The sequence below is a fragment of the Phenylobacterium sp. genome, from assembly GCF_028290885.1.
Lineage (GTDB): Bacteria > Pseudomonadota > Alphaproteobacteria > Caulobacterales > Caulobacteraceae > Phenylobacterium.
The window spans coordinates 1-23,307 of the sequence record NZ_JAQGIZ010000146.1; the positions used below are offsets into that span (position 1 = coordinate 1).

At 69.7% G+C, this 23,307-nt stretch carries 30 protein-coding genes and 1 tRNA gene; 21 read left to right on the forward strand and 10 right to left on the reverse strand.

Annotated features, from left to right (window positions below; all coding sequences use genetic code 11):
• Together JWP28_RS09800 and JWP28_RS09805 are read left to right on the forward strand one after the other, a co-directional pair.
• The coding region (locus JWP28_RS09800; protein WP_299542515.1) for a hypothetical protein at positions 1 to 183 on the forward strand (183 nt) is incomplete at its 5' end.
• 8 nt (positions 184 to 191) lie between these two features.
• Positions 192 to 1,403 carry a hypothetical protein gene (locus tag JWP28_RS09805; RefSeq protein ID WP_299542517.1) on the forward strand — a complete coding sequence of 404 codons (1,212 nt, stop codon included), beginning with the start codon at positions 192 to 194 and terminating at the stop codon, positions 1,401 to 1,403.
• A gap of 12 nt (positions 1,404 to 1,415) precedes the next feature.
• Here JWP28_RS09805 and JWP28_RS09810 read toward each other — a convergent pair whose 3' ends face one another.
• Positions 1,416 to 2,711, reverse strand: coding sequence for an MFS transporter (locus tag JWP28_RS09810; RefSeq protein WP_299542519.1), 1,296 nt, complete (start codon positions 2,709 to 2,711; stop codon positions 1,416 to 1,418).
• Between the two features lie 333 nt (positions 2,712 to 3,044).
• Here JWP28_RS09810 and JWP28_RS09815 point away from each other — a divergent pair, with 333 nt between their 5' ends.
• From JWP28_RS09815 to JWP28_RS09825, 3 genes are all read left to right on the forward strand, one after another.
• On the forward strand, positions 3,045 to 3,617 hold the full coding sequence (locus tag JWP28_RS09815; RefSeq protein ID WP_299542521.1) for a PEPxxWA-CTERM sorting domain-containing protein: 573 nt from the start codon (positions 3,045 to 3,047) through the stop codon (positions 3,615 to 3,617).
• Between the two features lie 132 nt (positions 3,618 to 3,749).
• On the forward strand, positions 3,750 to 4,505 hold the full coding sequence (locus tag JWP28_RS09820; protein WP_299542523.1) for a methyltransferase: 756 nt from the start codon (positions 3,750 to 3,752) through the stop codon (positions 4,503 to 4,505).
• Between the two features lie 31 nt (positions 4,506 to 4,536).
• Positions 4,537 to 4,761: a CDGSH iron-sulfur domain-containing protein gene (locus JWP28_RS09825; protein ID WP_299542525.1), complete on the forward strand. Its 225-nt coding sequence runs from the start codon at positions 4,537 to 4,539 to the stop codon at positions 4,759 to 4,761.
• Positions 4,762 to 4,952: 191 nt separating this feature from the next.
• On the opposite strand, the gene JWP28_RS09830 is transcribed toward JWP28_RS09825, so the two are convergent.
• Positions 4,953 to 5,165: a hypothetical protein gene (locus JWP28_RS09830; protein ID WP_299542526.1), complete on the reverse strand. Its 213-nt coding sequence runs from the start codon at positions 5,163 to 5,165 to the stop codon at positions 4,953 to 4,955.
• A gap of 171 nt (positions 5,166 to 5,336) precedes the next feature.
• Here JWP28_RS09830 and JWP28_RS09835 point away from each other — a divergent pair, with 171 nt between their 5' ends.
• Both JWP28_RS09835 and JWP28_RS09840 read left to right on the forward strand, forming a co-directional pair.
• On the forward strand, positions 5,337 to 5,696 hold the full coding sequence (locus tag JWP28_RS09835; protein ID WP_299542528.1) for a hypothetical protein: 360 nt from the start codon (positions 5,337 to 5,339) through the stop codon (positions 5,694 to 5,696).
• Positions 5,693 to 6,052: a hypothetical protein gene (locus tag JWP28_RS09840; RefSeq protein ID WP_299542530.1), complete on the forward strand. Its 360-nt coding sequence runs from the start codon at positions 5,693 to 5,695 to the stop codon at positions 6,050 to 6,052. The genes JWP28_RS09835 and JWP28_RS09840 overlap by 4 nt, the downstream gene beginning before the upstream one ends.
• On the opposite strand, the gene JWP28_RS09845 is transcribed toward JWP28_RS09840, so the two are convergent.
• Genes JWP28_RS09845 through JWP28_RS09855 form a run of 3 tightly spaced genes read right to left on the reverse strand, consistent with a single transcriptional unit; the run spans position 6,049 to position 7,609 of the window.
• Positions 6,049 to 6,750: an MIP/aquaporin family protein gene (locus JWP28_RS09845; protein WP_299542532.1), complete on the reverse strand. Its 702-nt coding sequence runs from the start codon at positions 6,748 to 6,750 to the stop codon at positions 6,049 to 6,051. The two genes, JWP28_RS09840 and JWP28_RS09845, sit on opposite strands and share 4 nt — an antisense overlap.
• The gene (locus tag JWP28_RS09850) at positions 6,747 to 7,256 is read right to left on the reverse strand and encodes an arsenate reductase ArsC (protein WP_299542534.1); all 510 of its coding nucleotides are present in this window, start codon (positions 7,254 to 7,256) and stop codon (positions 6,747 to 6,749) included. The genes JWP28_RS09845 and JWP28_RS09850 overlap by 4 nt, the downstream gene beginning before the upstream one ends.
• Positions 7,256 to 7,609: a metalloregulator ArsR/SmtB family transcription factor gene (locus JWP28_RS09855; RefSeq protein WP_299542536.1), complete on the reverse strand. Its 354-nt coding sequence runs from the start codon at positions 7,607 to 7,609 to the stop codon at positions 7,256 to 7,258. The genes JWP28_RS09850 and JWP28_RS09855 overlap by 1 nt, the downstream gene beginning before the upstream one ends.
• A gap of 85 nt (positions 7,610 to 7,694) precedes the next feature.
• On the opposite strand from JWP28_RS09855, the gene JWP28_RS09860 reads away from it, so the two are divergent.
• The 5 genes from JWP28_RS09860 to JWP28_RS09880 all read left to right on the forward strand — a co-directional run bounded on the left by JWP28_RS09860 (position 7,695) and on the right by JWP28_RS09880 (position 10,096).
• Positions 7,695 to 7,937 carry a DUF3297 family protein gene (locus JWP28_RS09860; RefSeq protein WP_299542538.1) on the forward strand — a complete coding sequence of 81 codons (243 nt, stop codon included), beginning with the start codon at positions 7,695 to 7,697 and terminating at the stop codon, positions 7,935 to 7,937.
• Positions 7,938 to 7,944: 7 nt separating this feature from the next.
• Complete coding sequence (locus tag JWP28_RS09865; RefSeq protein ID WP_299542540.1) at positions 7,945 to 8,538, forward strand: hypothetical protein; 594 nt, start codon at positions 7,945 to 7,947, stop codon at positions 8,536 to 8,538.
• 182 nt (positions 8,539 to 8,720) lie between these two features.
• A complete protein-coding gene (locus tag JWP28_RS09870; RefSeq protein WP_299542542.1) occupies positions 8,721 to 8,930 on the forward strand; it encodes a hypothetical protein in 210 nt (69 codons plus the stop codon).
• Between the two features lie 416 nt (positions 8,931 to 9,346).
• The gene (locus JWP28_RS09875) at positions 9,347 to 9,577 is read left to right on the forward strand and encodes a hypothetical protein (protein WP_299542544.1); all 231 of its coding nucleotides are present in this window, start codon (positions 9,347 to 9,349) and stop codon (positions 9,575 to 9,577) included.
• Positions 9,578 to 9,619: 42 nt separating this feature from the next.
• Entirely contained in the window at positions 9,620 to 10,096 is a 477-nt protein-coding gene (locus JWP28_RS09880) for a cupin domain-containing protein (RefSeq protein ID WP_299542545.1), read from the forward strand.
• A gap of 63 nt (positions 10,097 to 10,159) precedes the next feature.
• Here JWP28_RS09880 and JWP28_RS09885 read toward each other — a convergent pair whose 3' ends face one another.
• Positions 10,160 to 10,627, reverse strand: a complete 468-nt coding sequence (locus JWP28_RS09885; protein ID WP_299542547.1) for a DUF992 domain-containing protein — start codon at positions 10,625 to 10,627, stop codon at positions 10,160 to 10,162.
• Positions 10,628 to 10,861: 234 nt separating this feature from the next.
• On the opposite strand from JWP28_RS09885, the gene JWP28_RS09890 reads away from it, so the two are divergent.
• Complete coding sequence (locus JWP28_RS09890; protein ID WP_299542549.1) at positions 10,862 to 11,203, forward strand: YciI family protein; 342 nt, start codon at positions 10,862 to 10,864, stop codon at positions 11,201 to 11,203.
• A 21-nt stretch (positions 11,204 to 11,224) separates the two neighbouring features.
• Here JWP28_RS09890 and JWP28_RS09895 read toward each other — a convergent pair whose 3' ends face one another.
• The 3 genes from JWP28_RS09895 to JWP28_RS09905 all read right to left on the reverse strand — a co-directional run bounded on the left by JWP28_RS09895 (position 11,225) and on the right by JWP28_RS09905 (position 14,950).
• Positions 11,225 to 12,142, reverse strand: coding sequence for an alpha/beta hydrolase (locus tag JWP28_RS09895; RefSeq protein WP_299542550.1), 918 nt, complete (start codon positions 12,140 to 12,142; stop codon positions 11,225 to 11,227).
• Positions 12,143 to 12,217: 75 nt separating this feature from the next.
• Positions 12,218 to 14,125 (reverse strand): S9 family peptidase, encoded by a 1,908-nt coding sequence (locus tag JWP28_RS09900; RefSeq protein WP_299542552.1) that lies wholly within the window; start codon positions 14,123 to 14,125, stop codon positions 12,218 to 12,220.
• Between the two features lie 126 nt (positions 14,126 to 14,251).
• Entirely contained in the window at positions 14,252 to 14,950 is a 699-nt protein-coding gene (locus JWP28_RS09905; protein ID WP_299542554.1) for a pirin family protein, read from the reverse strand.
• A 228-nt stretch (positions 14,951 to 15,178) separates the two neighbouring features.
• Here JWP28_RS09905 and JWP28_RS09910 point away from each other — a divergent pair, with 228 nt between their 5' ends.
• From JWP28_RS09910 to JWP28_RS09920, 3 genes are all read left to right on the forward strand, one after another.
• Positions 15,179 to 16,000: a peptidylprolyl isomerase gene (locus tag JWP28_RS09910; RefSeq protein ID WP_299542556.1), complete on the forward strand. Its 822-nt coding sequence runs from the start codon at positions 15,179 to 15,181 to the stop codon at positions 15,998 to 16,000.
• Between the two features lie 109 nt (positions 16,001 to 16,109).
• Positions 16,110 to 16,289 carry a hypothetical protein gene (locus JWP28_RS09915; protein ID WP_299542558.1) on the forward strand — a complete coding sequence of 60 codons (180 nt, stop codon included), beginning with the start codon at positions 16,110 to 16,112 and terminating at the stop codon, positions 16,287 to 16,289.
• Positions 16,290 to 16,512: 223 nt separating this feature from the next.
• The gene (locus JWP28_RS09920) at positions 16,513 to 16,650 is read left to right on the forward strand and encodes a hypothetical protein (protein ID WP_299542560.1); all 138 of its coding nucleotides are present in this window, start codon (positions 16,513 to 16,515) and stop codon (positions 16,648 to 16,650) included.
• A 158-nt stretch (positions 16,651 to 16,808) separates the two neighbouring features.
• Here the strand turns inward: JWP28_RS09920 and JWP28_RS09925 are convergent, their stop codons facing one another.
• Positions 16,809 to 17,861 (reverse strand): MBL fold metallo-hydrolase, encoded by a 1,053-nt coding sequence (locus JWP28_RS09925; RefSeq protein ID WP_299542562.1) that lies wholly within the window; start codon positions 17,859 to 17,861, stop codon positions 16,809 to 16,811.
• A 78-nt stretch (positions 17,862 to 17,939) separates the two neighbouring features.
• On the opposite strand from JWP28_RS09925, the gene JWP28_RS09930 reads away from it, so the two are divergent.
• The 5 genes from JWP28_RS09930 (at position 17,940) to JWP28_RS09950 (ending at position 23,189) form a co-directional block, all read left to right on the forward strand.
• Positions 17,940 to 18,599, forward strand: a complete 660-nt coding sequence (locus JWP28_RS09930) for a DsbA family protein (protein ID WP_299542564.1) — start codon at positions 17,940 to 17,942, stop codon at positions 18,597 to 18,599.
• A gap of 36 nt (positions 18,600 to 18,635) precedes the next feature.
• A tRNA-Val gene (locus JWP28_RS09935) sits at positions 18,636 to 18,710 on the forward strand.
• A 302-nt stretch (positions 18,711 to 19,012) separates the two neighbouring features.
• A complete protein-coding gene (locus JWP28_RS09940; RefSeq protein WP_299542566.1) occupies positions 19,013 to 20,122 on the forward strand; it encodes an HlyD family secretion protein in 1,110 nt (369 codons plus the stop codon).
• Between the two features lie 35 nt (positions 20,123 to 20,157).
• Positions 20,158 to 21,759: an MFS transporter gene (locus JWP28_RS09945; RefSeq protein WP_299542568.1), complete on the forward strand. Its 1,602-nt coding sequence runs from the start codon at positions 20,158 to 20,160 to the stop codon at positions 21,757 to 21,759.
• Positions 21,756 to 23,189 (forward strand): efflux transporter outer membrane subunit, encoded by a 1,434-nt coding sequence (locus JWP28_RS09950; protein WP_299542570.1) that lies wholly within the window; start codon positions 21,756 to 21,758, stop codon positions 23,187 to 23,189. The genes JWP28_RS09945 and JWP28_RS09950 overlap by 4 nt, the downstream gene beginning before the upstream one ends.
• Positions 23,190 to 23,307 lie beyond the last annotated feature (118 nt).

Consider the following 23,307-nt stretch of genomic DNA (forward strand, 5'->3'; position numbering starts at 1 on the left):
GGACGCTGGTTCCTTATCCAGCAGGGGCGGCTGGAGCAGGATTGCTTCAAACGCCTGAGCGACGCGCTGGATGAGGCCGTGCTGCGCTTTCGGTCGGCCGGCGGGGATGCTCCGGCATCGCTGTCGATCAGCTACGACGAGCTTCCGGGCGGGCCGGGCAGCCCGGCGCTTGCGCCGCCATGAGCCAGGTCATGCAAAAGGTGCGGGACCAGGGCTCCGGCGCGACCGTCCGGCGCCTGCTTTCGCCGGGCATCGACGCGGCTCTCGAACAGTTCGCGAGCCCCGAGGTCCTGGCGTCAGGCCGGGTGAACCTGATCGCCATGGACGCCGTCGCCGAGCGTTTTGGCGACCGCTGGCCCATGCGCCGGGACCAGGTGCACGAGCACGTCCAGGCGCTGCTCGACCAGAAGATCGGCGCGCGCGGGTATCACCTGCGGATCTCCGAAACCGACATCCTGGTTTGCCAGCCGGAGCTCGGCCGGCTGGCGGGTCAGGCCTTCTGCCTGCGCCTGCTGCGCGACATCCTGCACCACTTCCTGGGCTCGGCGGAGCCGGCCGACCTCGCGGTCCACGAGGTTGTGCAGGTTTCGCCCATGGGCGTGGAGGCCCGGCCGGTCGACCCTCGCGCCGCCGAGGCGTCGGACGACGAGATGGGCAGGTCGGCGGCTGCGGACGTCGCCGCTGCGAATTCCGACCTGGGACCGGTCGCCGTCTGGACGCCGTTCGTCGCGTCGAACGGATGCCAGGTGGAAGTCACCTGCACGCTCGATCCGGTCATCGAGCTGAAGGGACGAACGACGATCGGCCTGCGCCTGCGACGCTCGGTGGCCGATGCGATGACCGGGCGGGAGTTCAGCGCCACGGAACTGGCGCGCCTGTCCCGCAGCGACCGGCTGCGCATCGATCTCGGCGCCATCACCCTGGGGCTGGGCGAGCTACGCCGTAGTCAGCCGGAAGCCCCGCCGCTGGCGCTTATTGTGCCGGTCTCCTTTTCCAGCCTGTCGAACCTGGACGACCGCGCGCGCATCGTCACCGCCTTCCAGGAGGCCCGCACCTACGCCCGCCAGGGCCTGATCTGCGAGTTGCGCGATATCGACGGGGTGCCGGCGACGACGCTGCAGACCGCCGCGACCATGATCGCGCCCTCCTCGCTGTTCGTCATCGGCCACCTGGAGGAGTTCACGCGGATCGAGGCCAGAGTGCTGAAGGACGCGGGGCTGCGGGGGATCTCCACCGAATGGTCGTCCCACCTGGACCCGGCGACGTTCCTTGCCTGGGCCAAGCAGACGGTCTCCGCCGGCAAGCATGCGGCGCGCTCAGTGCTGATCTATCGCCTGCGGCTGCCGCAGCACGCCGCGGTCGCCGCAGCCGTCGGCGCGACCCACGCCCACGTGATCGGCTGAGGGAGACCGGTCCTAACCCCGGGCGTCGATGGTCGCCTTGATGCGCTTGGGCACCAGGAACAGGACCGGCAGGATCAGGGCGTAGACGGCGATCGTCGCCCAGAGCGTCGTGTTGTAGCCGCCGTGGTTCTGGTAGAGGTCCGCGCCCCAGAGGTCGCCGAACCGGTTGGAAATCCAGTAGAGCGCCAGGAACAGCATCATCATCGTGCCCTCCAGGCCCTTGGGGCAGGAGCGCATGGCGAGGTCGGTGAACGCCGCCTGGCCGATGCCGCCCAGCAGGCCCATGGGGATCGCCGCCAGGAGCGCGCTCTGCGCCGAGTGGATGAACAGCAGCGAGACCATCTGCGGCACCGCCAGGATCCCGCCGATCCAGAGCAGCGTCCCCAGCCGCAGGCGCTGGGCGAGCCAGGCGTAGAGGACGTAGACCGGCAGGAAGCCGGCGTAGAAGATGGCGAAGAAGGCGCCCACCTGGGCGTCGGTGGCGTGCAGCTCGTTGGCCATGTGGTACTGCAGAGCCAGGTTGGCGCCCGGCGCGAACTGCCAGAGCAGCTGGATCATGATCACCGGATAGATGGCCCAGGTGCGCAGCAGGCGCATGACGTCGGCGCCGGGCGTCAGCCGCTGCGGCTCGGCGCCGGCCACCGCGTCGTCGAACAGGCGCCTGGGCCCGAAGGCTCCGAAGGCGGTGATGGCGAGCATCAGCCCCGCGCCCAGCAGGAACAGGATGCGGGCCGCGGTCACGGCGCCGCCGCCTTCCAGCAGGCCGCTAAGGACCCCGCCGAGCAACATGGCCATCACCCCTGGCGCCGGGATGGCGAAGTTCATCACCGTGCTCATCTGGCCGGTCATGGCGTGGTGTCGGCCGATGGCGGACGACAGCCCCGTCGCCGCGCCGGCGACGAACTGCATCAGGGCGGTGACCACCAGGACGCCCACCAGCAGGACGGCGTAGGTCGGCTCGATGAAGGCCATGGCCGCATAGATCGCGGCGGTGGCGAGGCCGAAGACCACCAGGTGGCCGCGGTCGCCGGTCCCGAACGGGCTCCAGCGGTCGCGGATGAAGCCGAAGACGAAGCCCAGGAACAGCGGAATGGAGATGATCAGGTTGAACTGCGCGGTCTGGTGGGCCGTCAGGTGCAGCCGGTTCTTCAGGAAGAAGGTGATCGGCAGGCCGATGAGGCCCAGATAGGGCGCGGCGAAGTTGATGATCAGGATGGGAACGCCGGCGTAGAGCAGCAGGCGCAGGCGCCTGCCCGGGGCCAGCGGAATGACGACTTCGGCGGGCCGCGCCGCGACCTCGGCGGTCATGTCCGAGCCATGGTGCGCAGGCAGGTGTCGGCCATGATCCAGTCCCCCACGAACCATGGGTATCCCGGCGCGAGCAGGAGTGGAAGGGGCGATGCCTGGGCGTGTCGCCTTCAGGCGATCTCTACGCCGCCACGTTCAGAAAACGATGGTCACATAACAGAATATCTCAAAGCATTGACTTTGGAGTTGGCCGCAGGAATTGGCGAAACACTGCCATATCTCTGGTATATCAAATTTGGGACTCGCCCGATGGGTGAGTATGCTTGTTATCTGTGAAGCGTGACCGTATCACCCCCTGCAGTCTGTTAACATTGCTTAACCATGGGGGACTGAGTGTCCAAGAATCTGATCCGCTTTGCGACCGCCTGCGCGGCCGCCTTCGCACTGACCGCCGCCGCGGCGCCCGCCTCGGCCGCCGTGCAGATCTTCGCCAGCTATGACGGGAGCTTCGCCGATACCACGTCGTTCACGATCGCTACCGATGCCGATCTGACCAACGTGAGCTTCGGCGCTAGCGGCGGCGCCCCCGGCGCCGGGACCTGGAACATCGCCGACGGCACGGTCAACGCCGGCACGACCACGCTGGCATTCACGGACTTCCTTGGCCCGTTCACCTTCGACTACGACGATTTCTACCCGGGTGAGGAGAACTTCACCTTCTCGGCCACCTACCTCGGCCAGACCGTGACCGCGGCGTTCAGCCCCAGCAACAACCAGTCCGGCGGGTTCGTCGGCTTCTTGGGCAACGGCGCGGACGGTTGGGAATCCGACGCCAACATCGAGTCGACCCTGGTGGCGACGGCCGGCGGCGTGCCGGAGCCGGCGAGCTGGGCGCTGATGCTGGGCGGCTTCGGCGTGGCCGGCGTGGCGCTTCGCCGCCGTCGCGCTGTGGCGGTCGCCGCCTAAGCACTTCGCACCTTAGACGACGATTGCGCCGCCGGTTCCACGACCGGCGGCGTTTTCGTGTCCGCCTTCCGCTGCGCCCCGCCGCAAACCGGTGATAGGCTGGGGCCAGACAGATCAGGGGAGGCTTCGAGCATGGCGCGCAATCTGACGGTTTCGGTGCTGGCGGCGCTGGCGATGGCGGGCGCAGGCGTGGCTGTGGCGGCGGTTCCGGCCAACATCACCGCGGCGCTGGCGGACAAGGCCAGGCCCGCGGCGGACACCGCCCGCGACGCGGCGCGCAAGCCCGGCGAACTGCTGGCGCTGGCCGAGGTGAAGCCCGGCCAGAAGGTGGCGGACTTCATGATGGGCGGCGGCTACTTCACCCGCATCCTGGCCCCGGCGGTGGGGACGACCGGCAAGGTCTACGCCTACCAGTCGGCGGAGTTCATCAAGTTCCGGGCGGCCTACGGGACCGAGCAGTCGACGGCGGTCGCCGACTACAAGAATGTCGTCCCGTTGACCGGCCCGCTGGCGGCGGCCGGGCTGCCGGATGGCCTGGACCTAGTGCTGACGGTCCAGAACTACCACGACATGCACCTGAAGCCCTTCCCGTCCGAGACCGCCGACACGGTGAACAAGCAGGTCTTCAGAGCGCTAAGGCCCGGCGGTCTTTATGTGGTGGTCGACCACGCCGCCCTGCCGGGGGCGCCGCTGGAGACCTCCGACAAGCTGCACCGCATCGACGCGGCGGTGGTGAAAAAGGAGGTCGAGGCCGCCGGTTTCAAGCTGGTCGCCGAGGACGACAAGCTGCTGGCCAACCCAGCCGACCCGCACACGGCGCTGGTCTTCGACCCCTCGATCCGCGGCAAGACCGACCAGTTCATCCTGAAGTTCCGCAAGCCGCAGTAGCGCTCGGCGAGCGCCCAGCCGGAGACCCGCCATGCCGATCAAGATGCTGTTCACGCCCAATGGCCCGATCGCGGTCTCCGGCGATCTCTCGGAGCTGAAGCTCGTCGACTCCACCGGGCAGGCAATCGACGTCTCGGGCGAGAAGAAGATCTTCCTGTGCCGCTGCGGCGGCTCGACGACCAAGCCGTTCTGCGACGGCACCCACTCGAAGATCGGCTTCCAGGCCGCCGAAGCCGCCGTGCGCGCCGCGGGGTAGCCGGCAGGAGCCCACCCTGAGGGGTTATCGCGTGCCTTTCGAGCGTCATCCCGGAAGGCCGGGATCCATAAGCGCCGACGATCAGCGGCTCGCCGCAGAGCGTCGCGTGTATGGGTCCCGGACAAGCTGCTGGCGCGGCTTTCCAGGATGACACTGAATAAGGACGTGGGGGGGTGGCTCGCTTTCCGCCCTCACCCCACCGCGCTGGGGCGGTCGTCGGGGCGGCGGCGGATGTGGCCGGCGGCGCCGACGAAGCGGCCGCCCTGCCAGAGTTCGGCGCGGACGTCGACCCGCCCGGGAGGGCGAAGCTTGCGCACGGCCTCTTCATCGGTTTTGCAGTAGAAGCTCTCGTCGGGCTGCAGGCGCCCGTCGTTGTGGACCAGGTAGATGCGGTAGATGGCCATGGTCTGGCTCCTTCAGGCTCCACCGCCTTCTAGGTTGGCAAGGCGACAAAGGTATGTCGGCGGCCCTGCCGGTTCGTCATGCCCGCGCCTTAGTTATGGCGGAGCTTGCCCGCGGTTTTCGAGTGTACAGGCGTTGCGGCCAAGCTTCGGCCGCTGGTAAGGGGGTCCGATATGTTCCGAACCCTGATGCAGGCTTTCATGAGCCCCGTGGCCGGACCGGTCGGCTTCGTGCTGGCCATCGCCATGTGCGGGCTGTTGGTGGTGACTGCCATGACGGCGCAGCGGAACGAGGCGGCGCTTCGGGAGCGAATTTCCGTGCTGACGGTGGAGAACATCCGCAACGGCATGGCGCTGCACGCCCGGCTGGCGGCCTGCGAAGGCGGGCCGGCGGACCTGGCCCGCAGCCGGCAGGCGAACGGCGCGGCCAGCGTCGAGGACCGCACCAAGCGCCTGAGTGGCGAGCCCGCCGGGTTCGACGTCTGCGCGCGCATGGAAAGCGCCGACCGCGCCGTGCTCGAAACCCTCAAATGAGCGTGAAGTCGTGGACATCTGCGGCGGCCGCGGCCGCATGCGGCCTGACGCTGGCCGCCTGCGCGAGCCTGCAGCACAAGGGGTCCCAGGACGCTGCGACGCCGGCCCCGCTCGCTCCGCCGCCGGCCGCCGCGCCTGCGCCTGCGCCGAGGGAGGTCATCATCAGGGTCCCGGCCCCGGCGAGGGAGGCCTGCGTGCCCAAGACCTTCCCACGCGCGCCCAAGTACCCCGACAGCGACGCAGCCCTGCGCGAGGCCGGCGGCGCGGCCGACCGCTACCAGCTGATGGCGGCGGGCCGGCTGTTGCGTGACCGCAGGCTGGCCGAGCTGGAGAAGATGGTGGACGCCTGCCGCTAAACGGCGGAGCGCAGCAGCCAGCGGCCCAGCGCTGCGGCGGCCAGCGCGCCGGCGAGCTGCGCGGCCACGAACGCCGGCGCGGAAGCCGGCGCGATGCCGGCGAAGGTGTCGGACAGGCTGCGGGCCAGCGTCACCGCCGGGTTGGCGAAGGAGGTCGAGGCGGTGAACCAGTAGGCGGCGCTAATGTAGAGGCCGACCGCCGCCGGGGTGACCTGAGGCCGGAACCGCAGCGTCGCCAGGATGGTCAGGATCAGGCCGAAGGTCGCCACGAATTCCGAGAACGCCTGGGCCGGGCCGCCGCGCAGCTTGGCGGAGACCTGCCAGATGGGCTCGGCGAACATAGCGTGGGCCGCCCAGACCCCCAGCACGCCGCCGATGACCTGGGCGGCGACGTAGGCCGCGGCGCTCCGGGCGCCGATCTCGCGGCTCAGCAGGAAGACCAGGGTCACCGCCGGGTTGAAGTGCGCGCCGGAGATCCGGCCGAACACCAGGATCAGCACGGTGAGGCCGGCGCCGGTGGCGAGCGTGTTGGCCAGCAGGGCGATGGCGGCGTTCCCACCCGCCAGGCGCTCGCCCATGATCCCCGAGCCGATGATGACGGCCAGCAGCAAGGCGGTCCCCAAGGCTTCGGCGGCGAGGCGCTGGGCGAGACTGAAGGCTTCGCGCGGCGGCTCCAGGCTGGCGGCGGCTTCGGTCACGTGACGGGGCTGTCGCGGGTCTCGCCGATCTCATGCAGGCGCCGATGCAGGGACATCCGGTCGAGCGAGGCCATCGGCAGGTTGAGCAGGAGCTCGATGCGGTTGCGAAGCCGGCGGCAGGTCTCGGCGAAGGCCGCGCCGATCTCCGCCTCGGTCCCGGTCACGGCGGCGGGGTCGGGAACGCCCCAGTGGGCGGTCATCGGCTGGCCGGGCCAGACCGGGCAGACCTCGCCGGCGGCGTCGTCGCAGACGGTGATGACGAAATCGAGCGGCGGCGCGCCGGGCTGGGCGAAGTCGTCCCAGGACTTGGAGCGGAACGCCTGATCCTCGAAGCCGAGGCTGCGGGTCAGCGGCAGGGCGTGCGGATTGACCTGGCCTTTCGGCATGGAGCCGGCCGAAAAGGCCTGGAAGCGGCCCTCGCCGAGGCTGTTGGTCAGGGCTTCGGCGAGGATCGAGCGGGCCGAGTTGCCGGTGCACAGGAAGAGGACGTTGTAGGGCGCGGGCATCAGCAGGCGCGGCCTTCGGCTTCGCAGCAGCGGCTGACCACCCCGGCGAGCGGCGCGCAGATGCTGGGGGCGCCGCCGCAGCAGTCCTCCACCAGGAAGGCCAACAGCTCGCGCATGCGCTCGTAGGCGGCGGCGTAGACGATCGAGCGGCCCTCACGCTGGGAGGTCGCCAGGCCCGCCGCGCTGAGGATGGTCAGGTTGGAGGACAGGGTGTTGGGCAGGACGCCGGTGGTCCGCGCGATCTCGCCGGCCGCGAGGCCCTCGGGCCCGGCCTTCACCAGCAGGCGGAAGACCTCCAGCCGGCCCTCGTGGGCGAGGGCGGAGAGCGCCGTGACGGCGGATATCGTTTCCATAATTCCGGAATAGTCGAAGGTTATGACCCCCGCGTGACGGCGCCGGCGGCTTGAACCGGGCGCGCGGCTGTGCGAGGGCGGAGCCATGACCGAGACCCTGCCAGACCGCCTCTCCACCGACCCCGACAGCCCGTTCTACGACGCCGACATCCTGGCGCGGAACGTGGGCGTCCGCTTCAAGGGCGAGGACAAGACCAACGTCGACGAATATTGCGTCTCCGAGGGCTGGGTGCGCCTGGCGGTGGGCGCCTCCAAGGACCGCCGCGGCAAGCCCTTGACCATCAAGCTGCAGGGCCCCGTGGAGCCCTACTTCCGCGACGAGGGCTGAGGCGCCGATGGGCGAGCCCGCCGAACCGGTGTGGCGGGTCGGCGAGAGCGTGCCCTGGTTGGTGGCCTGGAGCGGCGAGCAGGCGTTCGAGCTGCAGAAGTCGGTGCTGTTCCCCGGCATGATCGAGCTTTCCCAGGCGGAGCGGCCGGGCGAGGGCGTGCCGATCTTCGGCGCGGTGCACGTGAACCGCCAGCGGCGGGGCCTGGCCCGGCACCTGTGCCACGTCTGCGGCCAGCCGACGCCGGCCCGCGACCGCTGGATCTTCCCGGCGGCCTCGGGCGGCATGGTGACGATGGCCGAAGGCGGCGAACGCTATGGCGGCAACGTGCCGCCGGTGCACGAAGCCTGCGCCCGGCGCGCCCGGCGGCAGTGTCCGCACCTGAAGGCGGCGATGGCGCGTCCGATCGCCTGTCCGGCCGACGAGGGCCGACTGATCTGGCGCACCGACGTGGTTCCGGGAATGGAGCAGCTGGCGAAGTCCTTTCCGGTGGGGCTGGACGTCGTGATGTCCTGCTACCGGCTCTACGGCGAGGCGTTTTCCCGGAAGGTGGCCAGGCTCAGGCGCGAAGAGGCCGCCCGCGGCCGAAAGGCCGCCCCCTAATGACTTGGTCGAAAGCCCGCCCCGTGATGACTTGGGCCGAAAACCTGGGCCTTGGGACTTTGCGGCGAAAATCTGTCCCTTAATCATTGAGTGACGAGAACCGTGCGTACCTGCGACCATCGGACATCGCGCAGGACGCCGAAGTTCGGTGAAATAAGGCGATCCTGGGGCAGGAGAGCGTGATGTTTGATCTCAGCGTTGTGGCCTTCGACGGGCGTTGGATCCTGGTGGACGAGGCCGAGGGCGAACTCGGCGACTTCGCCACCAAGGACGAGGCGCTGAAGGCTGCCGGCTATTTCGCGGTGCTGGACCGCGAGCCCAGGCACGTGCTGATCCAGGACGACGTCGGCGAATGGGACGAGACCGTCGTCGAACCGCCCCGGATGCACTGACGGCGGTCCACACCCGACCGTGGCGATGTCCAGGGAACAGGTTTCCAGAATAATATGGGTTGCCGGCGCGGCGACGTTTCTATCTTCCATAGTGTATAGCTTATATCTCAATGGCGGCCCGGCCGTGCCGATGCCTGAAACAGGCCAAATATTCCCGCAATACCTGCATGGGCACGTTGCATACATCACGTCCTGGCAAAGAATTTTATTGAGAGTGACATTTGGTATCTCATTTGGACTTGGCTTAATATTTGTGGCCTTGGGCCTTGGCGATACCAAAAACAAATAGAGGTGGGGGCGGCGCTTCTTTGCCGGTATCCCTCGGGCTTGAAATAGAGCGGCCCGACCCAGGCCACGATCCTGCGGGAAGAAGGAGCCGGCCGCATCTGCGCCGACGCTCCCCGCGGGAGGATCCCTTGCCCAATTTCATCTGGCCGAGCCTTCGCCGGCGTGACGTAGGACCCGCCGGCGCGCTGGGGCGCGTCATCCACTGGCTGGGCGTGATCGTGGCGGGGCTGTGCGCCATGCTGGCCCTGGAGTTCGCCGTGGAAGGCTGGGCGACGCGGTTGAGCCGCGACCTCCTGCTGACGGCGATCGTGCTGGCCGTCGTCGCGCGCGCCGCGCGCTACGTGCTGGCCCGCGAGTAGGCGCGGCTTGCCAAGGCGAGGCGGCCGGGGTTTGCTCGGGCGATGACCGACGCGACTTCGACCCCTCCGGACGGCTGGAAGCACACCGGCGTGCGGGTGGTGCCGGGCGACCAGCTCGACGACTCCACGCCGCAGACGCCCGGCATGCACCGCGCTGCGGCCATCGACCGGGCCCGCATGGGCGCCCAGAAGCTCTGGGCCGGCACCGTGCACATCCACGCCAACGCCAAGACCGGCGCGCACCACCACGGGCCGCTGGAGAGCGTGATCTATGTGGTGAGCGGCCGCGCGCGGATGCGCTGGGGCGAGAAGCTGGAGTTCACCGCCGAGGCGGGGCCCGGCGACTTCATCTATGTGCCGCCCTATGTGCCGCACCAGGAGATCAATGCCTCCACCGAGGAGACCCTGTCCTGCGTGCTGGTGCGCAGCGATAGCGAGGCGGTGGTGGTCAACCTGGAGATCGAGCCGGTCGAGAAGCCCGAGGGCGTGGCCTGGATCGACCCGATCCACAGGAATTAGTGCGCGCCAGGAGCGGCGTCGCTCACCGCCCGGAGGGAGCCCAGAGGGCGGCGAGCGTCGACCTCACCCCTCGGATCGCAGCGTCATCGCGCCGATTCCCGCCGCGACGTCCAAGCCGGTGGTTCCCTCGACGCTGACGGGCTGCAGGGCGATGCTCCTGTCGAGCCCGCCGATCAGGGCGTTCGCGCCGACCCCGACAATGGCAGTCGCGCTCGCGGTTGCACCCGCGTAGTGACCTGAAAGAGCGCCGCGCGCCGTGTCGTTATGCGGTGCGATGACCGCCCAAACGAGCGTGCCGGAGTGCTGGTAGCCGACATCCACGCCGACCCTCGTCATGTTGCCTGCATAGTGCTCAATCCGGTCGCCGCTCGAGAAGGTGCAGCTGAGGGGGCGCGCCGAGCCCAGGATGAGGCCCCATCCGCCGCGCTCGTTGCAGGAGAGGGTGCCGATCTTGACGCCGGAATCCGCTTGCGCCGGAACCGCCAACCCGAACGCGCCGATGAGGGCGGCGCATGCCAAAAGCTTGTTCATTTTACTCACTCCGTCGTCGTCGCGGGCAAAAGCGCCGCGACCGTCAGCCCTTCCAGGCCTCTCATAAGGCTCACCCGGCCAGGTTGTTCCCAGCAACGGGACCCATGCGTGGCGGTGCATCACCGGCTGCAGCGGCGCGCGCCAACGGCGGCGAGCGAATATTTCCGCAAGCGCTGTCGGCTCCGCGCTCGCGCGTTCGTCCTTGGGCTGGAAACCCCAGCGAGGAAACCACCCATGCGCTATCTGTCGATCTATCGTCCCGAGTCCGGCGTCGAGGGCGGCATGCCCAGCCAGGAACACATGGCCGCCATGGGCCGGCTGATCGAGGAATGGACCGCCAAGGGCAAGCTGATCTCCACCGAGCCGCTGACGCCGCGCGACCGCTGCGCCCGCGTGCGGCTGGCGGACGGCGAGTTCACGGTGTCGGACGAGGCGGTGCGGGCCGGCGGCTTCGCCTTCCTGGACGCCGACTCCAAGGAAGAGGCGATCGAGCTCTGCAAGGCGTTCCTGAAGGTCGCCGGCGAGGGAACCTGCGAACTGCGCCAGGTGCTGAAGTTCGCGCCCCAGCCGGCGTGACCGGCCGCCCGGGGGCCGCGGTCAGTGCAGGAAGTTGCTGACGACCGCGACCGTGGCCGTCGGGTTCTCCTCCATCACCCAGTGCCCGGCGTTGGGGATCACCGCGCCCTGGACGTTGGTCGCCGCCGCGCGGGCCACCACCGCCATCGTCGGGCCGAAGGACTTCTCGCCGCCGATGGCCAGCACCGGCATGGTCAGCGGGCCCTTTGCGAGGAAGGCCTTGTTGTCGATCGCGTCCTGGTCGAAGGCGTGGAACTGCTCGAAGCCGTCGTGCATGGCCTGCGGCCGGGCGTAGAGCGCGGCATAGTGCTGGCGCGAGGCCTCGTCGAAGTTCTTCGGGTTGGCCGAGAACTCGTTCCAGAAGCGGTCGAGGTAGATGCGCTCGCGGCCCTTGACCAGGCGCTCCATGTCCGGGCCGCCGAAGCGGAAGTGCCAGAGCAGCGGGCTCTTGAGGATCTCGTCCCACGGCCCGACGCCGGGAATGGGCGCGTCCATCAGCACCAGCTTAGTGACGCGTTCGGGCTGCTCGGCCACGAAGGCGTAGCCGACCATGTTGCCGATGTCGTGGGCGACCACATCGACCTTGCCGATCTTCAGGGCGTCGAGGACGCCGGAGACGTCACGTCCCTGGTTCTTCTTGTCGTAGCCGCCCGCGGGGTGGGCGGAGAGGCCCATGCCGCGCAGGTCCGGGACGATAACGGTGTGGTTCCGGGCGAGCTTGACGGCCAGCGGCTGCCACATATCCCCGGTCTCGCCGTAGCCGTGCAGCATCACCACGGCCGGGCCGTGGCCGCCGACGCGGACGAAGATCTTGGTGCCGTTCGCAGCGATCATCTGCGTCTTGAAGCTGGCCGGGAACGGCTGGACGGCGGCCACGGCAGAGGCGGCGAGCAGCGATGCGCCCAAGGCGATCGCGGCGACCGAAGCGATCTTCAGCATGTCGATAGCTCCCGTTTCGATGACCAACGGTCGCACGAAAAACCGGTCGCGTAACGGTGGAGCTTTTGCGGGAACCTACGGCTGCCCCAGGTAGTGGTCGAACCAGCCGAGGATGCGCTTTTTCAGGTCGGCCTTGTGCTCGGCCTCGCGGATGCCGTGGCCCTCGCCGGGGTAGATCACCAGCGAATTGGGCACGCCCACGGCGTCAAGGCCGTGGTGGAACTCCAGCGACTGGGCGGGCGGGCATTCGACGTCGCGCTCGCCGACGTAGATGAAGGTCGGCGTCCTGGCGGCCTTGATCGAGCGGATCGGCGACAGGCGGTCGTAGACGGAGGGGTCGTCGTAGACGGTCGAGCCGAAGAACGGGACCATCCACTGGTCGATGCCGTTCTGACCGTAGTAGCTGACCCAGTTGGCGATGCCGGCGCCGGCCACCGCGGCCTTGAACCGCTGGGAGTGGGTGACGGTCCACATGGTCATGAAGCCGCCGTAGCTGTGGCCGTAGACGCCCAGGCGCTTGTCGTCGACCGGGGCGACCTTCTCCACCGCATCGACGCCCGCCAGGATGTCGCGCAGGTCGCCGCCCCCGAAGTCCTTGACGTTGGCCTTGGTGAAGGCCTCGCCCTGGCCGAAGGAGCCGCGCGGATTGGGCAGGAAGACGTAGTAGCCATGGGCCACGAGGTCGTAGGCGGTCCCCTTCCAGGTGTAGCTGGGCTGGGTCGCCGCGCTCGGGCCGCCGTGCACCTCGACGATCATCGGATAGGTCTTGCCGGGCTCGACCGTGGCCGGACCCAGCAGCCAGCCCTGGACGTCGAAGCCTTCGTTCTTCCAGGTGATGCTGCGGGCGCTGACCTGGGCGGTCAGGCCGTCGTTCTCATGGGTGATGGTCTTCGGCGCGCTCAGCGAGCCGGCCGCGATGTGCGGGCCGGTGGTGAAGTCCTCGCCGACGCCGGCCAGGACCTTGCCGTCGCGGCTGATCGAGACGCGGCCGTCGCCGGCGGAGAAGGTTTCGGGCGCGGAGAGCAGGGTCCGGGTCGCGCCGGTCGCGGGATCGACGGTGATGAGCGCGTTCTGGTCGCCGACGACGGCGGTGGCGAAGAGCGCTTTCTCGCGCCAGATCAGCGAGGAGAGGCTGCCCTTGTAGTTGGGCGTCCGGTCGACCGCCGACCCGCCCGCGAAGGGCACGGTGTAGAGGTCGCCGCCCACCGGTCCGAAATCCGAGTGCAGGCCGCCGATGAAGGCCACCGTCCTGCCGTCGGGGGAGACGCGCGGGAACTTGATCTGCACCGGGGGCGCGGCGATCTCGCGGAACGAGCCGTCGAGGCCGACCGCGGCCAGCCTGGCGACCCACCAGTTGTTGTCGCCGTCGCCCTTGGCCTCGGAGACCACGAAGCCCTTGCCGTCGGGAGTCCAGTCGTACTCGTAGACGAAGGTGTCGGCCGGCGAGAGGAACTTCAGGGGTCCGCCGGCGGAGGGCAGGACCGCGACGCGTTGCTCGTCCGTAGCGGATCCGATCTCGCCGACCTGGGCCGCGCCGGCCTGGGTGGCGCCGGTCTGCTTGCTGGGCCGCTCTGTGGCCAGCACCGCCAGGGTCGCGCCGTCCGGCGACCAGCGGGGGGCCTCGAGCAGGCCGTCGAAGGCGAGCGCCACCGCAGCCTTGCCGGCGCGCACCACCTGCAGGGTGGCGGACTTGGCCTTGCGGTCGCTGGAGACGAAGGCCAGCGCCGCGCCGTCCGGCGACCAGGCGGGGCCGGCATAGAAGCAGCTCGCGCAAGGGTCGTAACGGGCCACGACCTTGCCGTTGGCCCGATTGCGGACCACCACGACGCCGTGCGGATCGGCTTCCGACTGGAAGAGCTCGTCGGTCTCGACCGTGGCGATCAGGTCGCCTTTCGGGGAGAGGGCCAGGTCCTGGTAGCCGCGCACCTGCGCCGCCGGCGCCGGCTGCGCCGCCAGCGCCAGCGCCATCATCAAGCCCGCCATGTTCACGCTCCCCCGGAACTCCGTGTCCGGACTTGGCTATGAGATAAGCGCAGGGGCTACAAGCCCCCTCCGTCAGCTTCGCCGACACCTCCCCCGAAGTGTTCCTTTCGGGGGAGGAATGCGGGCCTAAGCCGCGTCGACGAGGACCACCTCGGAGTCTTCCAGCGCCGTGACCCGCAGGGCGGATTCGCCGGTGATCGCGGCGCCGTCGCGGGCGTCGAGGCGGACGCCGTTGACGTCGAGCGCGCCGGTCGCGGCCACCAGATAGGCGTGGCGGCTGGGATCGAGGGCGTATTCGGTGGTCTCCCCGGCCTTGATGGTGGCGCCGGCCACCCGGGCGGGCGTGCGGATCGGCAGGGCGTCGTCGTCGCCAGGCAGGCCGGACGCCAGGGTCACGAACTTGCCGGCGCGGTCGTCCTTCGGGAACGGCTTGGCGCCCCAGGCGGGCGGGCCGCCGGTGCGGTCGGGCTCGATCCAGATCTGGAAGATCCGCGTGGTGTCGCCTTCGAGGTTGTACTCGGCGTGGCGGATGCCGGAGCCGGCGCTCATCACCTGCACGTCGCCCGCTTCGGTGCGGCCTTCGTTGCCGAGGCTGTCCTTGTGGGTGATCGCGCCCTCGCGGACGTAGGTGATGATCTCCATGTCGGCGTGCGGATGCGGCGGAAAGCCGGAGTTGGCGGCGATCTCGTCGTCGTTCCAGACGCGCAAGCTCCCCCAGCCCATGCGCTTGGGATCGTGGTAGCTGGCGAAGGAGAAGTGGTGCTTGGCCTTCAGCCAGCCGTGGTCGGCGCCGCCGAGGCCCGCAAAGGGACGTTTCTCAATCATGATGTTCCTCCTGGCGCCGCAGTCCGCTTGAGTAAGGGGGCGGCGCTCTTCGGAGGTGAAGATAAGCTCCCGGATCGTGCGGAAAAGCGGGTGGTCGGCAGAAGATTGTTTCCGGATTGGAGGGAGCCACTCTCGCCGGCTAGCCGCCGACTGCGACGTTTATGGGTCCCGGTCTTTCGCTTCGCGAAAACCGGGATGACACTGAGGATGGGATCGGCGGGGTAGGGTATGCGGCGCATTATCGAAGCGGGCGCAATCGCGCTGGCTGCCTTGGCTTGCCTCGGCGCCGCCAGGCCGCAGCCGGACTGGCGGGCGCTGGACCCCGCTGACACGCTGGTGATCGAGACCTCCAAGGGGCGGATCGTGGTGGAGATGCAGCCGTTGCTGGCGCCGAAGGCGGTGGAGCGGGTGAAGCGGCTGGCGCGGGAGGGGGTCTACGACGGCCTGCTGTTCCATCGGGTGATCGAGGGCTTCGTGGACCAGACCGGCAATCCCAACAACCGCGACGGCGGGACCTCGGCCTATCCGGACCTGCCCGCCGAGTTCAGCGCCCGGCTGCCGCCGCAGGCCGGGGACGTGGTGGTGCTGGAGCGCAGCGACGCGGTGGAAGGCTTCCTGGGCTCGACGCCCATCTCAGGCGCCTCGGCCACGGAGCAGGCGCTGGGCGGCGACCACCGCCGGCGGGTCTGGGGCGCCTATTGCGCGGGCGTGGCCGGCATGGGCCGCCAGGCGGGGATCGACACCGCCAACAGCGAGATCTTCTTCATGCGGGCGCCGGCGCGGCGGCTCGACCACGACTACGCCGTCTGGGGCCGGGTGGTTCAGGGGCTGGAGGTCGTGCGCGCCATCGCGGTCGGCGAGCCGCCGGCCGACCCGGACCGGATGGTTCGCGTCCGCCTGGCCGCCGAATTGCCCGCCGCCGAGCGGCCGCGGCTGGAGGTGGCGAACGAACGCGGGCCGGCGTTCCGGGCGCGGGTGGCGCAGCTTCAGGCGCGGCTGGGCGCCCGTTTCAGCGTCTGCGACGTACCGATCCCTATCCGACAACTTTGACGGCCGACAACTCTGACGTGCGACAACTGGGCGCAGGGGTGAGGCGACTCGCGCTCTTGGTGCATTAACCCTGACGACCTACCGCTGCGGCCGCAGTGGACGGGGTCAGATGAAGTACGAAGTTGTCGAAACACTCGGCGGGTGGATCGTTCGCCGCGACGGCGTCGAGCTGGCGCGGTTCGGCGAGCAGCTCGCGGCCCTCGCCGACGTCGCCGAACGCCTGGGCGAGGCTGACGAGGCCGCCGCGGGCAGCTATTCGCTGGCCATGCGCTATCAGGCCCGCGCCTGAGCTCAAGGCCCCGCTTGTTGGCAGCCCCGGCCGGCGGGCGCCAAACTCCGTCGACCACCTGACTCAGCACGAGCGTTTACTTAACAAGTCCTTAGATTTTGCTTTGAAGACCCGCTCAGCCGGGTGCATGGTGACGCCGATGGTCTACCTTTGCTACATCCATCGGGAAGGCGGCGGAGCGCCGCATTTCGAGGTGTTGCCGGAAACGTCCCGGAGCGGCGCCATGGACCACGCTGCACAAATGCTGTCGCAGCACGCAGGCGCGGTGCGGGCCGAGGTCTGGGACGGCGACCGGCTGGTTTTCACCTTGCCGCGCCCACAGGCGGGGGACCCGGGCGAAGGCCGGATGTCCGCGGGCTAGTGTGCTGGATTTGAAGTTCGCCTTACTCACGCGCCACGCGCCGAGCGAACTTCAAATCCAAGAAAGCACACTAGAAACATATACTTGCTAGTGTCCTTATCGATTCCGAAGTTCGCCAAAGCCAGCCGCAAGCGCTTGCGAACTTCGGAATCGGGACACTAGAACTGGCCGAACCTGATCTCTTCGGAGCCGGCCGGCAGGTCGATGGTCATGCCGTCGCGCGCCAGCCGCCAGTCGAGCGGCCCGCCGGCGTCCATGCCCTTGGTGAAGGCCTCCGGCGTGTAGAACGGCAGGCCCGCCTGGGTCAGGTGGCTGAGCACCAGCCGCTTTACGCCGGCCATGCGGGCGATGTCGGCGGCCTCCACCGGGGTGGTGTGGTAGCTGAGCGTGTCGGCCATGACCGAGCTCATCCGGGCGTTGGCCATCATCGCCAGGCCCTGCGACAGCTGTTTCGTCATGTCGGAGTTCTGCGCCTCGTGGATCAGCACGTCCGCGCCCTTGGCGGCGACGGCGAGCGGCGGCCACTTGATGGTGTCGCCGCTGACCACCACCGAGCGGCCCTTGTAGTCGAAGCGGTAGCCGTAGGCCGGGGTGACCGGGTTGTGGTGGACGACGATGGCGGTGACGGTCAGGCCGTTCTCGCGCCAGACCACCGCGGTCCCAGAGGCCGGCGGCAGGACGACCTGGGCCTTCAGCAGGCCGGCGGCGATGGGCAGCTTCACCGCGCCGTGCTCATGGTGCGCGTTGCGGAAGCCGTGGTCGGCACCGTAGGCCTCGTTGAAGCCGGCCGCCAGGTGCTCGACGCCGGGCGGGCCCACGAGCATCAGCGGCCCCGGCCGGCCCGCGACCCAGCTCTGCATGTTGAACTCGCCGACCTCGCCGATGTGGTCGGAGTGCAGGTGGGTGAGGAACACCGCCCGCGCCGTGGCCATCGGCATCCGCCAGGTCAGCAGGTTCTCCGTCGACTCCGGCCCGACGTCGACGAGGTAGAGCGCCCCGCCGGCCTGGATGGCGACGCAGGCCTTGGCGCGGTCCTTGACCGGCAGCGGCCCCGAAGTGCCGCAGAGGACGACCCTGAGGCCATCGGGCGCGGCCACTGCCTGAGGCTGCGCCTGAGCCGCCATGGGCGCCGCCCATAGCGCCAGCAAGGCCAGGCTGGTCGCCGCGACGGCGCCGATCTTCCGCCAATCCCCGATTTTCCGACAATCCATGACACCGCCCCCCCTTGCTGCGTGGAAACTTATGGCACACCTTGTGTCACAATACTTGGATTTCGCGGGGTATGGAAGGTGACGCTCAGCTACGACCTCTACTGGTCCTTCCGCTCGCCCTATTCCTATCTGGTCATGCCGAGGCTGGCGGCGCTCGAGCGAGACTACGACGTCGCCTGCAACGTCCGGCCGGTCTATCCGCTGGCGGTGCGCACGCCGGAGTTCTTCGAGCAGCAGGATCCGCTGTGGCTGTCCTATTTCATGACCGACGTGTTCCGGGAGGCGGCGTTCCGGGGCCTGCCGTTCCGCTGGCCCAGGCCCGACCCGGTGCAGCGCTCGCCCGACGCCGGCTACCGCATGCCCCAGCCCTACATCCACCGCCTGACCCACCTCGGCGTGGCCGCCGCGGAGCGGGGCAGGGGCGTGGCCTTCCTGACCGAGGCCAGCCGGACGATCTGGAGCGGCGAGGTCGACAACTGGCATGAGGGCGACCACCTGGCCCGCGCCGCCGAGGGCGCCGGCCTGGACTTCGCCGAACTGGCCGCCGCCGTCGACGCCGACCCCGCCCGCTTCGCCGCGGTCGTGGAGCAGAACCAGGCCGCCCAGCGCGCCGCCGGCCACTGGGGCGTGCCGACGATGGTGTTCGCCGGCGAACCCTTCTTCGGCCAGGACCGCTTCGACCAGCTCAAGTGGCGAATGGAGGCGCAGGGGCTTGAGCGCCGCGCTTGCGAGCCGTAAGCCAGCGGGCTATACGCCCCATCCTTCGCGCACAGCGGATGCGTAGCTCAGCGGGAGAGCACCTCGTTCACACCGAGGGGGTCACAGGTTCAATCCCTGTCGCATCCACCATCGCTTTCAGTCAGTCAGCGATTTCGCTCCGCGGCGCTTGCCACAAACCCTGACGGAAACGCGGTCCAGCACCTGCTGACGAGCCAGGTTTGCGGATCGAGCTTTGGGAAGAGATCCTCGAGCGCATGGACCGGGAACCTGAGAGAAACGCTCCCCCTCGGGGTCGCTGATCCCAGAAGGCCGAGGTCCAGCAGGTCAGCAGGACCGGCGGGTAAGCCGGTCTGACCGTTTGCCGACACGGCGAACCGGCGCCAATCATTCCCGCAGAGGGTCGAGCGGCCGCCCGATCCAGGAACACGCGGATGAAGAGGCCCTGGTTCAAGTTGCGGAGACGGCTCGCCGCCAACCCGCCAAGGATCGACTGGCGTGTGGCGCCCGAGGTCGCCTGGCGGGCCCTCGTCTTCCTCATCGCCCTGGGGATCCTGATCTTCGTCACCACCCGCTGGAACGGCTGGCAAGGGGGCGCCGGGTGGCAGTCCGCCGATGACGCCTATCTGCAATCAGACCTCACGCCGCTCGCCGCAAAGGTCGCCGGCTATGTGCGCGATGTGCCGGCGCAGGACTTCGAGCGGGTGCGGGCGGGCCAGGTCCTGGCCGAGATCGTCGACAGCGACTATCGCGCGACCGTGGCGCAGGCGGAGGCCAACCTCGCGGCCGCCACGGCGCAGGTCCAGGTGCTGAAGGCGCAGCAGGCGCTGCAGGCGGCGAACGTCGAAGCCGCCAGGGCCGTGGTCGCCGCCACCGCGGCGTCTCTCGCGCAGAGCGGCCGCGACCTGGCGCGCCAGGCGACGCTGCTGCAGACCGGCTCATCGTCCACCGAGGCCAGCGAGAAGCTGCGGACGACGCGGGACCAGCTCGCCGCCCAGCTCGCGCAGAACCGCGCCCAGGCGCAGGCCGCGGCGCGCCAGCTGGGTGTCCTGGCCGCTCAGGAAGGCCAGGCGCAGGCGGCGGTCGCCGCGCAGCGGGCCGGTCTGCAGCTGGCCAGGATCAACCTTGGCTATACCCGTATCGTCGCGCCCCAGGACGGCGTCCTTGGCCAGCGCCAGGTCCGGCCGGGCCAGTTCGTCGGCGTCGGCAGCCAGATCACCACCCTGACCCCGCTGCCCCGCGTCTGGGTCATCGCCAACTACAAGGAGACCCAGCTCGCCCACATGGCCGTGGGCGAAAGGGCCAGGATCAGCGTCGACGCCTTCCCCGGCCATACCCTCAAGGGTCACGTCCTGGCCTTCGCCCCTGGCTCGGGCGCCGTGTTCGCCCTGCTGCCGCCGGACAACGCCACCGGCAACTTCACCAAGGTCGTCCAGCGCATCGCCGTGAAGATCGCCATCGACGACGCCGACGGCCTCGCCGACCGCCTGCGCCCCGGCATGTCCGTGATCGCCAGGATCGACGCGCGCGACGGCCGGCGATGAGCGTCCCCGCCACCCCTCCAGCCGGGGCGAGGCCGATGCCGCCGCCCGAACAGCCGATCCCCTGGTTCGGCCTGGCCGCCGTCCTGCTCGGCACCTTCATCTCGACCCTCAACGGGCGGCTCTCGACCTTCGGGCTTGGCGACATCCGCGGCGGCGTGCACGCCGGTTTCGACGACGGCGCCTGGATCACCACCGCCCAGACCGTCGCCCAGATGCTGGTGCTGCCCGTCGCCATCTGGCTGGGCGCGGTGTTCGGCGCGCGGCGGGTGCTGATCGAGGCGGCGCTGGCCTATGCCGTGATCTCGTTCCTGGAGCCGTTCTCGCCCAACCTCGCCATGCTGCTCGGCCTGCAGTTCATGGGGGGCCTAGCCTCGGGGTTCTTCATCCCGCTGACGCTCAGCTTCATCCTGCGGGGCATCCCGCCGCGCCTGTGGGCCTACGGCATCGCCCTCTACGCGCTCAATCTGGAGCTCTCGCTCAACATCTCGGCCTCGCTGGAGGGCTGGTACGTCGACCACCTCTCCTGGCGTTGGATCTTCTGGCAGAACGTCCCCTTGGCGCTGGGCATGTTCGCCTGCTTCAAGTGGGGCTCCAAGCCGGAGCCGCCGAACCCCGCCGGGCCAATGCCGGACCGCTTCGGCCTGGTCACCAGCGGCGCCGGCCTGGCCCTGATCTACGCGGCGCTGGACCAGGGCAATCGCCTGGACTGGCTGAATTCCGGCCTGATCTGCGGCCTCCTGGCGGCCGGCGTGATCCTGGTCGCCGCCTTCGTCGTGCACGAGCGGCGCTCGCCTCAGCCGTTCATCAACCTCAAGGTCGCCTTGGGCCCGCCCCTACCGCGGCTGTTGCTCCTCGTCGCCTTCCTGCGCCTGACGATCCTGTCGACGGCCTATCTGATCCCGCAGTACCTCGGCGTCGTGCGCGGCTTCCGGGCGTTGGAGGTCGGCCAGACCCTGATCTGGATCGCTGCGCCGCAGCTCATCATCTGCCCCCTGGCGGCGGTCATGCTGCGGCGCATGGACCCGCGCTTTGTCTCCAGCCTGGGCTTCATCCTGATCAGCGTCGCCTGCCTGATGGTGGCGCACGGCCTGACGCCGTTGTGGGCCTCCGACCAGTTCATGCTCTCCCAGCTGTTGCAGGCCGTCGGGCAGAGTTTCGCCCTCTCGGGGATCGTCTTCTTCGCCGTCCTGCATCTGAAGCCCGAGGACGCGCTCACCTTCGGCGCCGCCATCCAGACCGCGCGCCTGATGGGCGGCCAGATCGGCACCGCCTTCATAGCCACCTTCGTGCGCATCCGCAGCCAGATCGCCTCCAACCACATCGGGCTGCACATCGAGGTCGGCGACAGCCAGGTGCTGCACCGGCTGCAGGACTATGCGGCGGCCACCGGGCGGGCGGTCGACCCGGCCACGGCCGCCGGACGCGCCGCCACCCTGCTGGTCGGCGTGGTCCGCAGCGCCGCCGCCACGCAAGGGGTGATCGACGGATTCGTGGCCATCGGCGCCCTGACCGCCCTGGCCTTGCTGCTAGTGGTGGCGCACAAGCCGGCGCCGATCGGGCCGGCCTCGCACCTGCCGCTGTTCGCGCCGCGGCCGGCCCCGACCCCCGCCCCCGACCTGGGAGCCAAGCCGTCATGAGGCGCCTGCTCCCCCTCATGCTCGCCGCTTGGGTCTGCGCGGCCGCCCTCGTCGCCTGCGCCGTGGGCCCGGATTACCGGGTCCCGCCGACTCCGGCGGGCGCGCTGGCGCCCCTGGTGTCGCTGAACCCCGCGGCCGAGACCGCCGCCGCGCCGCCCGACGACTGGTGGCGGCTCTACAACGATCCCCTGCTGGACCGCCTGATCGGCGAGGCCTTCGCCGCCAACGCCGACCTCGCCGCGGCGGAGGCGAACCTTTCGGCCGCCCGCGCGGTGCTGGAGGCCTCCCGCGCCGGCCGCTATCCCACCACCACGATCCAGGCCGGCGCGATTCGTGGCCGTGACCCCGTCACCGACGAGATCCTGGAGCTCACCGGGCGCCCTGCGACGACCATCTGGAAGTACGACGACCTCCTCGACGTCTCCTACGAGCTCGACCTGTTCGGACGGGTCCGCCGCTCGATCGAGGCCTCCCGCGCCGACGCCGACGCCGTGGCCGCCGCGCGGGATGGGCTGCAGGTCACCGTCGCCGCCGAGACCGCCCGCGCCTACGCCCAGGTCTGCACCCTGGGCGAACAGGTGGCCGTTGCGCGCCGCTCTCTCGAGGTCGTCGCCCGCCAGGGGGACATCACCGCCGCGCGCTACACGGCCGGCGGGAATTCCGAGTTCGACGTGGTCCGCGCCCAGGGCCTGGTCGCCCAGGTGCGCGCCACGATCCCGCCGCTGGAGGGTCAGAGGCGCGCCGCCCTCTTCCAGCTCGCCGCCCTGCTCGGCCGCACGCCTTCGGCCGCGCCGAGCGAGGTCCAGGCCTGCGTCACGGCCCCGCGGCTGAGCGCCCTGATCCCCGTAGGCGACGGCGCGGCGCTCCTGAAGCGCCGCCCGGACGTGCGCCAGGCCGACCGGCGTGTGGCCGCCGCCACTGCGCGCATCGGGATCGCCACCGCCGACCTCTATCCGAGGATCAGCCTCACCGGATTTTACGGCGGCGTCGCCGCGACCCTGGCGGACCTGACCGGCGAGCGCGGCCTGGCCTGGGGCGTCGGTCCCTCCATCAGCTGGACATTCCCCAACCAGAGCTTGCCGCGGGCGCGCATCCGGCAGGCCAGGGCGGGCGCGGACGCGGCGCTGGCCGGTTTCGATTCCACGATCCTCCAGGCGCTGAAGGAGACCGAGCAGGCCCTGGCCGTCTACAGCGCCGAACTCGACCGCCGCCAGGACCTTGCCGAGGCTCAGGACCGCGCAAGCCGCGCCTTCGACCTCGCCCAGGGCCAGTATGTGGCCGGCGCGCTCAGCCAGCTGGAGCTCCTGACCACCGAGCAGTCGCTGGTGGCCGCCGACTCCGCCGTAGCCGCATCCGACGCGGCGCTGTCCCAGGACCAGATCGCCGTCTTCAAGGCGCTGGGCGGCGGCTGGCGCACCGCCGCGCGCTGACCTCGCCCCCGGAAAGTAATCACCGCTCCGTCAGGTTGAACCCGCATGACCTGGCGGCGCGCAGAACTTCCGTGCGCCGACGAGATCGTCAGGATCGCACCGCTCGTTGAGCATATCA